General features: G+C 45.1%; 8 protein-coding genes (1 of these 8 only partly in view). All 8 read right to left on the bottom strand.

The genetic code is table 11. The features are described 5' to 3' along the window. Positions 1–465, bottom strand: partial view of an elongation factor Tu gene (gene tuf, locus CTT31_RS01655; protein ID WP_119230648.1) — the 5' end (the start) only. Its footprint begins 720 nt before the window's first position; 465 of the gene's 1185 nt are visible here — the first part of the coding sequence; its start codon is at positions 463–465; its stop codon lies off the left edge, out of view. Positions 466–522: 57 nt separating this feature from the next. Continuing rightward, on the bottom strand, positions 523–2637 hold the full coding sequence (gene fusA / locus CTT31_RS01650) for an elongation factor G (RefSeq protein WP_211859099.1): 2115 nt from the start codon (positions 2635–2637) through the stop codon (positions 523–525). Positions 2638–2664: 27 nt separating this feature from the next. Continuing rightward, the gene (gene rpsG / locus CTT31_RS01645; RefSeq protein WP_010376219.1) at positions 2665–3135 is read right to left on the bottom strand and encodes a 30S ribosomal protein S7; all 471 of its coding nucleotides are present in this window, start codon (positions 3133–3135) and stop codon (positions 2665–2667) included. A gap of 101 nt (positions 3136–3236) precedes the next feature. Beyond that, entirely contained in the window at positions 3237–3611 is a 375-nt protein-coding gene (gene rpsL / locus CTT31_RS01640; RefSeq protein WP_010367657.1) for a 30S ribosomal protein S12, read from the bottom strand. A gap of 350 nt (positions 3612–3961) precedes the next feature. Continuing rightward, a complete protein-coding gene (gene rpoC / locus CTT31_RS01635; RefSeq protein ID WP_039494556.1) occupies positions 3962–8143 on the bottom strand; it encodes a DNA-directed RNA polymerase subunit beta' in 4182 nt (1393 codons plus the stop codon). A 109-nt stretch (positions 8144–8252) separates the two neighbouring features. After that, complete coding sequence (gene rpoB, locus CTT31_RS01630) at positions 8253–12278, bottom strand: DNA-directed RNA polymerase subunit beta (protein ID WP_010607819.1); 4026 nt, start codon at positions 12276–12278, stop codon at positions 8253–8255. 350 nt (positions 12279–12628) lie between these two features. After that, positions 12629–12991 carry a 50S ribosomal protein L7/L12 gene (gene rplL / locus CTT31_RS01625; RefSeq protein WP_070982798.1) on the bottom strand — a complete coding sequence of 121 codons (363 nt, stop codon included), beginning with the start codon at positions 12989–12991 and terminating at the stop codon, positions 12629–12631. A gap of 71 nt (positions 12992–13062) precedes the next feature. Then, positions 13063–13557, bottom strand: coding sequence for a 50S ribosomal protein L10 (rplJ, locus tag CTT31_RS01620; RefSeq protein ID WP_010376227.1), 495 nt, complete (start codon positions 13555–13557; stop codon positions 13063–13065). Positions 13558–13683: the final 126 nt, after the last annotated feature.

Raw genomic sequence — 13683 nt, 5'->3', positions numbered from 1 at the left:
ACGAACTTCCATCTCTACTAGCTCTAGTAGCTCTTCGTCGTCAACCATGTCACATTTGTTCATGAATACGATGATGTAAGGTACACCAACCTGACGAGAAAGTAGGATGTGCTCACGTGTTTGAGGCATAGGACCGTCAGTAGCAGCAACTACTAGGATCGCGCCGTCCATCTGTGCAGCACCTGTGATCATGTTTTTAACATAGTCAGCGTGTCCTGGACAGTCTACGTGTGCATAGTGACGAGTTGGTGTGTCATACTCAACGTGTGAAGTTGAGATTGTGATACCACGCTCACGCTCTTCTGGAGCGTTATCGATTGATGCGAAGTCTTTTGCTTCACCACCGTATACTTTTGCAAGTACGTTAGTGATTGCTGCAGTTAGTGTAGTTTTACCGTGGTCAACGTGGCCGATAGTACCAACGTTTACGTGCGGTTTTACGCGTTCAAACTTTTCTTTTGCCATTTTCAAATTTCCTATAAAGAAATTAAAGTCCAGCCCTAAGACCGGACCGAACTAAAATTACTTAACAGCGCGAGCTGCAATTATTGCATCAGCTACGTTTTTGGCCGCTTCAGCATACTTTAGGAATTCCATAGAGTATGATGCGCGCCCTTGTGTAGCGGAGCGTAAGTCTGTTGCATAACCAAACATTTCAGAAAGCGGTACCTGAGCATTAATTTGCTTCGAGCCACCAAATGCTTCTTCCATGCCTTCAATTATGCCACGACGACGGTTTAAGTCGCCTACTACATCACCCATGTTTTCTTCAGGGGTGATTACTTCTACTTTCATGACAGGCTCAAGTAGAACTGGGCTTGCTTCTAGCGCGCCCTTTCTAAAGCCCATCGAACCTGCGATCTTAAACGCCATCTCGTTTGAGTCAACATCGTGGAACGAGCCATCAAACAGAGTAGCTTTAACACCCAATAGCGGATAACCGGCAAGAACACCTTGCTTCATCTGCTCTTGAATACCTTTATCAACCGCTGGGATATACTCTTTTGGTACTGTACCACCTACGATTTCGTTAACGAATTCGTATATTGGCGCATCATCATCAGAGACATCCATTGGTTCTAGCTTCAACCAAACGTGACCATATTGACCACGACCACCAGATTGACGCACAAACTTACCTTCAGCTTCAACAGAAGCTCGGATAGTTTCGCGATATGCAACCTGAGGCTTACCAACGTTACACACAACGTTAAACTCACGCTTCATCCGATCGACAATGATATCTAAGTGAAGTTCACCCATACCAGAGATAATCGTCTGACCTGATTCTTCGTCCGTTTCTACACGGAATGAAGGATCTTCTGCTGCAAGTTTACCAAGCGCAACGCCCATTTTTTCTTGGTCAGCTACTGTTTTAGGTTCTACTGCGACCGAGATTACAGGCTCAGGGAACTCCATACGTTCTAACGTGATTGGGGCATCTTGAGCACAAAGTGTATCACCAGTAGTTACATCTTTCAGACCGATAGCAGCCGCGATGTCACCCGCATGAACTTCTTTAATCTCTTCACGCGAGTTTGAGTGCATTTGAACAATACGTCCAAAACGCTCTTTTTTACCTTTAACAGGATTTAGTACCGAATCACCTTGGCTAACTTTACCAGAGTAAACTCGGAAGAAAGTAAGTGTGCCAACGAATGGATCGGTTGCGATCTTAAATGCAAGCGCCGCAAACGGTGCATTATCGTCAGCTTCACGCGTATCTTCGGTTTCGTCATCTAAGACACCTTGGATAGCTTTTACTTCAGTAGGCGAAGGCATGAATTCAATCACAGCGTCAAGCACAGCCTGAACACCTTTGTTCTTGAATGCACTACCTGTCGTCATTGGCACAATTTCATTGGCCAATGTGCGTTGGCGAAGGGCTGATTTAATCTCTTCTTCGCTCAACTCACCATCTTCAAGATATTTTTCCATTAGCTCTTCAGAAGCTTCTGCAGCGCTCTCAATTAGATGAGAACGCCATTCTTCAGCAAGCTCAAGAAGATCTGCAGGGACCTCTTCATAGTTGAAAGTCATCCCCTGGTCTTCTTCATTCCAGTTAATTGCTTTCATCTTGATAAGGTCAATAACACCTTTAAATTCATCTTCAGCACCAATTGGTAGCTGAATAGGCACAGGTGTAGCACCGAGACGTTTTTTAACTTGTTCAACAACAGACAAGAAGTTTGCTCCCGTACGATCCATCTTATTGACGAAAATCATACGTGGTACTTCGTATTTGTTTGCCTGACGCCAAACGGTCTCAGTTTGCGGTTGCACACCTGATGAAGCACATAACACAACAACAGCACCATCAAGTACGCGCAATGAACGCTCTACTTCGATAGTAAAATCTACGTGTCCTGGAGTATCGATGATGTTTACACGATGCTCATCAAACTGAGCATCCATCCCTTTCCAGAAACACGTCGTTGCAGCAGAAGTGATCGTGATACCACGCTCTTGCTCCTGCTCCATCCAGTCCATAGTTGCGGCGCCGTCGTGTACCTCACCAATCTTATGAGAAAGACCAGTATAGAAAAGTACGCGCTCGGTCGTAGTTGTTTTACCCGCATCTACGTGAGCACATATACCAATGTTACGGTAGCGCTCAATCGGAGTTGTCCGTGCCATAATATCCTCTTAAAGGGTGTTAGCAGATTACCAACGGTAGTGAGCGAATGCTTTGTTCGCTTCAGCCATACGGTGAACGTCTTCACGTTTCTTAACCGCAGTGCCTTTGTTTTCAGCAGCGTCGATCATCTCTTGAGCAAGACGAAGACCCATTGATTTTTCGCCACGCTTACGTGCAGCTTCAACCAACCAACGCATACCTAGTGCGTTACGACGCACTGGACGTACTTCAACTGGTACTTGGTACGTTGAACCACCAACACGGCGAGATTTAACCTCTACCTGTGGGCGAACGTTATCAAGTGCAGATTCAAAGATTTCTAGGTGCGACTTGCCTGATTTTTCAGCAGCCACGTCTAGCGCACCATATACGATTTTTTCAGCAGTAGATTTCTTGCCGTCAAGCATTACTACGTTAACGAATTTAGCAAGAAGCTCTGATCCGAACTTCGGATCTGGAAGAATTTTACGTTGACCTATTACGCGTCTTCTAGGCATTTTCTTTCTCCGGTATCTTCAGGTCCGTGCTAAACACGGATTCCCAAAACAATATATAAAAATTTAAAACTTAAGTGCTTGGCCTTACTAACGGAGAACCATTAGCCCTTAGGACGTTTTGCACCGTACTTAGAACGAGCCTGTCTACGGTCGTTTACGCCTGCACAGTCAAGTGCACCACGAACAGTGTGGAAACGCACACCTGGTAAGTCTTTAACACGACCACCACGGATTAGGATTACACTGTGCTCTTGTAGGTTGTGACCTTCACCACCAATGTATGAAGTTACTTCGAAACCGTTAGTTAAACGTACACGCGCTACTTTACGTAATGCAGAGTTTGGTTTCTTAGGTGTTGTTGTATATACACGAGTACATACACCACGCTTTTGTGGACAAGCTTTAAGAGCAGCAGAGTTGCTCTTTGTAACCTTGCTACGACGTGGCTTACGCACTAGCTGGTTAATAGTTGCCATTAAATAGCTCCTGAATTAATAAATTACTACTGAAAAATAAAATCTTACCATTTAGGTCAAATCCAATTTTCTTGAACGACTAAAATGGGTGGCCGAATTTTAATGACCAAAGTTTAACCTGTCAACCAAAAGTCGTCATCAGCGCTAAGTAAATGCATGCAATTCGAATGGTTTTGTCTGAGAAGCTATTGAAAGTTAACAAAAGTTAGCGATTGCATTGAAAAACCTTTGTTGCAGTATACATATTGATGTGACGCTTTGATGGCAATTCGACCAGCGAGTTGCAAAGGCATAAAAAAACCGCTGTATTCACACAGCGGTTTTTCAATTAATTCGCTAAATGGCGAGGATTACTCGTTGCCACCTAGTAAATCAGCGTTTAGTGCGTCTGTTAGCGCTTGAGTTGCCTCTTCAGCACTTACTGTTTGCTCTTCAACAGCTGCTTCACCTTGCTTACGACGGTTGATGCGCTCTTCATGGTATGCGAAACCTGTACCCGCTGGGATCAAACGACCCACGATTACGTTTTCTTTCAGACCACGTAGCTCATCGCTCTTACCGTTAACCGCAGCTTCGGTTAGAACACGTGTTGTTTCCTGGAACGATGCCGCAGAAATAAACGATTCAGTCGCAAGTGACGCTTTAGTAATACCCATTAGTTGGATTTCAAACTTAGCTGGGATCTTACCTTGCATTTCTAGTTCACGGTTAGCGATGTTTACACGTGCAACTTCAGCTTGCTCGCCTACTAGGAATTCACTGTCACCACCATCAAGGATGATACACTTACGAAGCATCTGACGAACGATAGTCTCAATGTGCTTATCGTTAATCTTTACGCCCTGTAGACGGTATACTTCTTGTACTTCGTTAGTGATGTAGTTAGATACATCAGTAACACCACGTAGACGTAGGATGTCGTGCGGAGACTCTGGACCATCGGCGATTACTTCACCTTTAGCCACTTGCTCACCTTCGAACACGTTAAGCTGACGCCATTTCGGGATCATCTCTTCGTATGCATCACCCTCTTCCGGTGTGATCACAAGACGTTTCTTACCTTTAGTCTCTTTACCGAAGCTAACGGTACCTGTGATTTCTGCAAGGATTGCAGGATCTTTTGGCTTACGCGCTTCGAATAGGTCAGCAACTCGAGGTAGACCACCCGTGATGTCACGAGTCTTCGAACCTTCTTGTGGAATACGAGCCAGTACCGAACCAGGTAGTACTGTTGCACCATCTGTGATTTCAATCGTTGTGAATGAAGGCAGACGGATCTCTTGAAGACCACGTTCTTCGTTCTCAATGATTAGTTTAGGCTCTTTCGCGTTTACTTTCGCAAGATCCTTAACAACCACTCGTGTTAGACCAGTTAATTCATCAGTCTGTGCTTCAGTGTTTGAATCATCGATATCGCTGAACGATACTTTTGACTCATGTTCAATGATAATTGGGTGGCTATGCGGGTCCCAAGTAGCAACGATATCGTTACCTTTAACGTCAGCACCATCTTGTACAGTTAATACTGCACCGTAAGGAACTTTATAACGCTCTTTCTCACGACCGTGTTCATCGATTATCGTGATCTCAGTTGAACGAGACGTGATAACGATTTTGCCATCAGCATTGATTACAAACTTCGCATTGTGAAGTTTCAGATTACCATTGTTCTTAACTTGAACACTGTTCTCTGCAGAAGCTCGTGATGCCGCACCACCGATGTGGAATGTACGCATCGTAAGCTGTGTACCCGGCTCACCGATTGACTGTGCCGCGATTACACCAACTGCTTCACCAGGGTTGATGATGTGGCCACGTGCCAAGTCACGACCATAACAGTGTGCACACACACCAAAGTCGTTTTGACAGGTGATTACAGAACGTACTTTAACTTCGTCTACTGAGTGCTCTTCTAGAAGGTCACACAGTTTTTCGTCAATCATTACGTTACGTTCAACCAGTACTTCTGTTGTACCAGGCTTAACCACGTCTTCAGCAACAACACGACCTAGTACACGCTCACGAAGCGGCTCTACAACGTCACCACCTTCAATTAGCGGCTTCATTACTAGACCTTCTTCGGTACCACAGTCTGATTCATTGATAACCAAATCTTGTGCTACGTCTACTAGACGACGAGTTAGGTAACCCGAGTTCGCTGTCTTAAGTGCCGTATCCGCTAGACCCTTACGCGCACCGTGCGTCGAGATAAAGTACTGTAGTACGTTTAGACCTTCACGGAAGTTCGCTGTAATCGGCGTTTCGATGATTGAACCATCTGGACGTGCCATTAGACCACGCATACCCGCTAGCTGACGGATCTGAGCTGCACTACCACGAGCGCCTGAGTCTGCCATCATAAACACTGAGTTAAATGACGGTTGCTCTTCTTCGTTACCTTCAGCGTTGATAACCGTTTCTTTTGAAAGGTTAGCCATCATCTCGCGAGAAAGGTTTTCGTTTACACGTGACCAGATATCGATAACTTTGTTGTATTTCTCACCGGCAGTTACAAGACCTGATTGGAACTGTTGGTTGATTTCTGCAACTTCAGCTTCCGCACGATCGATGATCTCACCTTTAGTTGGTGGGATTACCATGTCATTGATACCGATAGAAACACCTGACTTCATCGCGTAGTGGAAACCGGTATACATCACTTGGTCAGCAAAGATAACAGTATCTTTAAGACCTAGACGACGGTAACACTCGTTAAGAAGACCAGAAATTTGTTTCTTACCTAGTGGTTTGTTGATCAGTTCAAACGGCAAGCCTTCAGGGATATTCAATGAAAGGATTGCACGACCTACTGTCGTATCTACTAGGTGAGTTAAAGTGCCGCGCTCACGTGTTTCTTCGTCGATAGTCACTTCTGTGATACGCACTTTAACACGAGCGTGAAGCTCAGCAGCACCTACACGGTATGCTTTTTCAGCTTCTTTAGCATCTTTAAATACAGTGCCTTCACCTTTACCGTTGATGCGATCGCGAGTCATGTAGTAAAGACCTAGTACAACGTCCTGTGAAGGAACGATGATTGGCTCACCGTTAGCTGGTGCTAGGATGTTGTTGGTAGACATCATCAATGCACGCGCTTCCAACTGCGCTTCAAGCGTCAGTGGTACGTGAACAGCCATTTGGTCACCATCGAAGTCAGCGTTATACGCCGCACACACTAGCGGGTGCAGGTGGATCGCTTTACCTTCGATAAGTACAGGTTCGAATGCTTGGATACCTAGACGGTGAAGTGTTGGCGCACGGTTAAGTAAAACCGGGTGCTCACGGATAACTTCGTCTAGTACGTCCCAAACCTCTGGTACTTCACGCTCAACCATCTTCTTCGCAGCTTTGATGGTTGTCGCCATACCACGGCGCTCTAGTTTACCGTAGATAAATGGCTTGAATAGCTCAAGTGCCATCTTCTTAGGTAGACCACACTGATGTAGTTTCAGTGTAGGACCAACGGTGATAACAGAACGGCCTGAGTAGTCAACACGCTTACCTAGAAGGTTTTGACGGAAACGACCTTGCTTACCTTTGATCATGTCAGCAAGCGACTTCAGTGGACGCTTGTTAGAACCTGTAATTGCACGGCCACGACGACCATTATCAAGTAGCGCATCAACCGCTTCTTGAAGCATACGCTTTTCGTTACGTACGATGATGTCTGGTGCAGCTAGGTCTAGAAGACGCTTCAAACGGTTGTTACGGTTGATCACACGACGATAAAGGTCGTTCAGATCTGAAGTCGCAAAACGACCGCCGTCTAGTGGTACTAGAGGACGTAGATCTGGTGGAAGAACCGGTAGCACACTCATAACCATCCACTCAGGGTTGTTACCTGATTGGTGGAACGCTTCCATTAGTTTAAGACGCTTAGTGATTTTCTTACGCTTAGTTTCAGAGTTGATTGTTGGCAACTCTTCACGCATTTCAGCGATTAACTGACCAAGGTCTAGGTCACGAAGTAGATCAAGTACAGCTTCTGCACCCATCTTCGCTTCAAACTCATCACCGTGCTCTTCAAGTGCATCTAGGTATTCTTCTTCACCTAGTAGTTGACCGCGCTCAAGCGTAGTCATACCTGGCTCAGTTACCACGAATGATTCGAAATAAAGTACGCGCTCGATATCACGAAGCGTCATATCTAGCATTAGGCCGATACGTGACGGAAGTGATTTCAAGAACCAAATATGCGCAACTGGGCTAGCCAGCTCGATGTGACCCATACGGTCACGACGTACTTTTGTTAGCGTTACTTCAACGCCACACTTTTCACAGATAACACCACGGTGCTTCAAGCGCTTGTATTTACCACACAAACACTCGTAATCTTTTACTGGGCCGAAGATACGGGCACAGAATAAGCCATCACGCTCAGGCTTGAAAGTACGGTAGTTGATTGTCTCAGGTTTCTTTACTTCACCGTAAGACCATGAACGCACCATGTCTGGCGAAGCAAGACCAATGCGAATTGCATCGAATTCTTCGGTCTTATTTTGTTGCTTCAGAAACTTAAGTAAGTCTTTCACCTTAGCTCTCCTGTCGGAGGTTAATCTTGAGGGCAAGCCATGCTTGCCCCTACATTCTTTTCAGTCCGGTTGCAGTTATGCAACGCCGCAGCGCACTGCGGCGGTCGGATTAAATTTCTTCCAACTCGATGTTGATACCTAGCGAGCGGATTTCTTTCAACAGTACGTTGAACGACTCAGGCATACCCGGTTCCATCTTGTGGTTACCGTCTACGATGTTCTTATACATCTTAGTACGACCGTTAACGTCATCCGACTTCACTGTCAACATTTCTTGTAGCGTGTAGGCAGCACCGTATGCTTCTAGTGCCCATACCTCCATCTCACCGAAACGCTGACCACCGAACTGTGCCTTACCACCCAGCGGCTGCTGAGTAACTAGGCTGTAAGAACCTGTTGAACGCGCGTGCATCTTGTCATCAACAAGGTGGTTCAGTTTCAGCATGTACATGTAGCCTACTGTTACTTGACGCTCAAATGCATCACCAGTACGACCATCATATAACGTTACCTGACCACTTCTTGGATAACCACCAAGCTCTAGCATGTCTTTGATTTCAGCTTCACGTGCACCATCAAATGCTGGTGTTGCGATTGGAAGACCACCTTTAAGGTTATCTGCCAAGCGACGGATTTCATCATCAGAGAAGTTAGCAATATCTACTTTCTGACGGCAGTCACCGATTTCGTAAGCTTTCTTGATGAATTCGCGTAGCTCGTGAATTTCACGTTGCTCTTTCATCATTTCTTCAAGACGTTCACCGATACCACGAGCAGCTAGACCCATGTGAGTTTCTAGGATCTGACCGATGTTCATACGAGATGGTACACCCAGCGGGTTAAGTACGATATCTACAGTACGACCTTTATCATCGTAAGGCATGTCTTCAACAGGAACGATAGTTGAGATTACACCCTTGTTACCGTGACGACCCGCCATCTTATCACCAGGTTGGATACGACGTTTAACAGCTAGGTATACTTTAACAATCTTAAGTACGCCAGGTGCTAGGTCATCACCTTGAGTGATCTTACGACGCTTGTTTTCGAAACGCTTATCGTAGTCAGCTTTAAGCTCGTCATACTGTGCAGCTAGTTGCTCAAGCTCAGCTTGATGCTCTTCATCAGCAAGGCTTTGTGTTAGTAGCTTCTCAGTGTTAAAGCCAGCAAGCTGCTCTTCGCTCATACCTGATTTAATCAGTAGGTTACGAGCGTGAGTCAGGATACCGCCTTCAAGGATTCTGAACTCTTCGTTGAAGTCTTTCTTCGCTTCGCGAAGCTGCATATCTTCAACTTCAAGTGCACGTTTGTCTTTTTCAACACCGTCACGCGTAAACACTTGTACGTCGATAACCGTACCAGATACAGAGTTAGGTACACGTAGTGAGCTGTCTTTAACGTCAGACGCTTTTTCACCGAAGATAGCGCGTAGTAGCTTTTCTTCAGGTGTTAGCTGCGTTTCACCTTTAGGCGTTACTTTACCTACAAGGATGTCGCCGCCTTTCACTTCAGCACCGATATATACAACGCCTGATTCGTCAAGCTTACCTAGTGCAGACTCACCTACGTTTGGAATATCCGCAGTGATTTCTTCTGGACCAAGCTTAGTATCACGAGCAATACACTGAAGCTCTTGAATGTGGATAGTCGTTAGACGATCTTCTTTTACAACATTCTCTGAAAGTAGGATTGAATCCTCGAAGTTGTAACCATTCCAAGGCATGAACGCTACGCGTAGGTTCTGACCAAGTGCTAAGTCACCTAGGTCTGTTGAAGGACCATCAGCAAGCACGTCACCACGTACCACCGGCTCACCAACCATACAAGTTGGTTTCTGGTTGATACAAGTGTTTTGGTTTGAACGTGTGTACTTAGTTAAGTTATAGATGTCGATGCCCGCTTCACCTTGGATGCGCTCATCTTCATTAACGTTAACAACGATACGGCTTGCATCAGCATACTTAACGATACCGCCACGCTTAGCAACGATTGTTACACCAGAGTCTTTCGCTAGTGTACGCTCAATACCAGTACCAACTAACGGCTTATCAGCACGTAGTGTAGGTACAGCTTGACGTTGCATGTTCGATCCCATCAATGCGCGGTTCGCGTCATCGTGTTCTAGGAATGGGATAAGCGCTGCCGCCACAGAGATTACCTGCTGTGGAGATACGTCCATATACTGGATGCTGTCGCTTGGCATAAAGGTTGATTCACCTTTAAAACGACATGGAATCAATTCTTCAGCAAATTGGTTATCATCAGTTAGCGTTGTATTCGCCTGTGCGATAACGAACTGACCTTCTTCAATTGCTGATAGGTAATCAACATCGTCAGTAACGATACCGTCTACTACTTTGCGGTATGGAGTCTCTAAGAAACCATAGTCGTTTGTACGCGCGTAAGTAGATAGCGAGTTGATTAGACCGATGTTTGGACCTTCAGGCGTTTCGATAGGACAAACACGACCGTAGTGCGTTACGTGTACGTCACGTACTTCGAAGCCAGCACGCTCACGAGTTAGACCACCCGGACCTAATGCAGAAATACGACGCTTGTGCGTTACTTCTGAAAGCGGGTTGTTCTGGTCCATAAACTGTGAAAGCTGTGAAGAACCAAAGAATTCTTTTACTGCTGCAGAGATTGGCTTAGCGTTGATCAAATCCTGTGGCATAACGTTATCTAGGTCACCAAGACTTAGACGCTCACGTACTGCACGCTCAACACGTACAAGGCCTACACGGAATTGGTTTTCAGCCATTTCACCTACAGAACGGATACGACGGTTACCTAAGTGGTCGATGTCATCAACATCGCCTTTACCGTTACGGATGTCGATCAATACCTTCATCACGCTCACGATATCTTCTTTAGATAACGTACCGTCACCTTCGTCTGAATCATAACCAACACGGCTATTGAACTTCATACGACCAACCGTTGAAAGGTCGTAGCGCTCTTCAGAGAAGAATAGGTTATCAAATAACGCTTCTGCAGCTTCTTTTGTTGGTGGCTCACCAGGGCGCATCATGCGATAGATTTCTACCAATGCTTCTAGGCGATTATTAGTAGAATCAACACGTAATGTCTCTGACATGTACGCACCGCTGTCTACTTCGTTGATGTAAAGCGTATCGATCTTTGAGTGACCCGCTTTCACCAATTCAGCCATAAGCTCTAGTGATAGTTCAGTGTTCGCTTCTGCAATCACTTCGCCTGTTGATTCGTCGATATAGTTTTTAGCAACAACACGACCGATGATGTACTCATGCGGTACTTCAAGAGTGTCGATGCCTTGCTTTTCGATGCTCTTAATGTGGCGTGCAGTAATACGACGGCCTTTTTCAACCAATACGTCACCGTTTGCATCTTTAATATCAAATGCAGCGGTTTCACCACGTAGGCGTGAAGGCACAAGTTCCATCAACACTTTGCCATCTTTTACTTCGAAACTTGTCGTTTCAAAGAATAGTGCCAAGATTTCTTCTGAAGTGAACTCTAGCGCACGTAAGATGATAGATGCTGGTAGTTTACGGCGACGGTCAATACGAACGTAAAGGTTATCTTTAACGTCGAATTCAAAGTCAAGCCATGAACCACGGTAAGGGATCACACGTGCGTTATATAACACTTTACCAGATGAGTGTGATTTACCACGGTCGTTATCAAAGAATACACCAGGTGAACGGTGTAGCTGAGAAACGATAACACGCTCAGTACCATTGATTACAAAAGTACCGGTGTCTGTCATGAGCGGGATTTCGCCCATGTAAACTTCTTGCTCTTTTATGTCTTTGACTGTGCCAGGTGCATCTTTGTCCATTAGCACAAGACGTAGTTTAACGCGAAGTGGAGCAGAATATGTCACACCGCGAATTTGACATTCTTTAACGTCAAATACTGGCTCGCCAATACGATAACTGACGTATTGAAGTTCAGAGTTGCCCGAGTAGCTCTTGATAGGGAATACAGAACGGAAAGCAGCTTCCAATCCAGTATCGCCATCGGCATCAGGCGCAATGAACTTATCGAACGATTCCAACTGCATTTGCAGTAGGAAAGGTATGTCCAAAACCTGTGGACGTTTACCAAAATCCTTACGGATACGTTTCTTTTCAGAATAAGAGTAAGCCATGGGGTTCCTCAGCTTGCTGATCTTTGACCCAACCTGTCCAAAATTGAACAGACTTCACTGGCATCTAAGCCATGATAACAACATCTAAATTGTCACACTAACTTGCTTAACTAACGGCTTAAATGAGCACAATTCAGGCTATATTCAAATCGTTAATGTTACCAAATTAGTGTTACTTCAAATGCCATTGCGATTTTCAACAAAAACTTCTAAGTTATTGAAAATTACAGTGAAATTCGAAGATTTATGCACGATAGAAATGTATATCTCTATAGCGCAAAAGGGCCGGTGATTAAATAATCACCAGCCCTTGCCTGATTTCTCAGGCAGCGAACCTAGCGGGAGCTAGATTACTTGATCTCAACTTCAGCACCAGCTTCTTCAAGATCTTTCTTAAGCGCTTCAGCTTCTTCCTTAGATACACCTTCTTTGATAGGTGCAGGAGCAGACTCAACTAGCGCTTTAGCTTCTTTAAGGCCTAGACCTGTTGCGCCACGTACCGCTTTGATTGCAGCAACTTTGTTACCGCCAGCAGCAGCTAGGATTACGTCGAACTCAGTCTTTTCTTCAGCAGCTTCAGCAGGACCAGCAGCAACAACAGCAGCAGCAGCAGTTACACCGAACTTCTCTTCCATAGCTTCAACTAGTTCAACAACTTCCATTACTGACATTTCAGCAATAGCGTCAAGGATTTGGTCTTTAGTTACAGACATTTCAAATTTCCTAATTATTTACGAACCCATGCGGTTCAAAAAATTTATTAAAGAAAGGAGCGTTGCTTAAATTAAGCAGCTTGCTCAGCTTTCTGTACACGTACCGCTTCAATTGTTTTACACAATTTGCCAGCAGACGCTTCTTTCATAGCGCTCATTAAGCGTGCAACAGCTTCGTCGTAAGTAGGTAGCTTAGCAAGCATATCTACGTCAACGATTTTGCCTTCGAATGCAGCAGTTTTAAGCTCAAATGCTTCGTTCTTTTTCGCGAAATCTGCAAAGATACGCGCAGCAGCACCAGGGTGCTCTGAAGAGAAAGCGATTAGGCTTGGACCAACTAGTGATTCATTAAGGCATTCGTAATCAGTGCCTTCAACCGCACGTCTAGCTAGGGTGTTACGAACAACTTTCATCCATACACCAGCTTCACGAGCTTCTTTACGAAGAGCAGTGATTGCACCTACTGTTACACCACGAGAATCAGCAACAACTGCTGAAAGAGCACCTTTGGCAGCTTCGTTGACTTCAGCAACAATTGCTTTTTTGTCTTGAAGATTTAAAGCCATGGGTGTTACTCCTGGTTTATAGAAAAACAAACATGTTTTTCAGTTCTACTCTACCCTGCTAAAAACTTTAGCAGAGATGCTTTTTACGGCGAGAGCCAGAAGATTAGGAAAATCTAGCTGGGATTC

The organism is Pseudoalteromonas maricaloris, from assembly GCF_024746855.1.
GTDB lineage: Bacteria > Pseudomonadota > Gammaproteobacteria > Enterobacterales > Alteromonadaceae > Pseudoalteromonas > Pseudoalteromonas maricaloris.
Note: the sequence above shows the minus strand (reverse complement) of the source record. Positions and strands in the feature narration are given on the sequence as shown.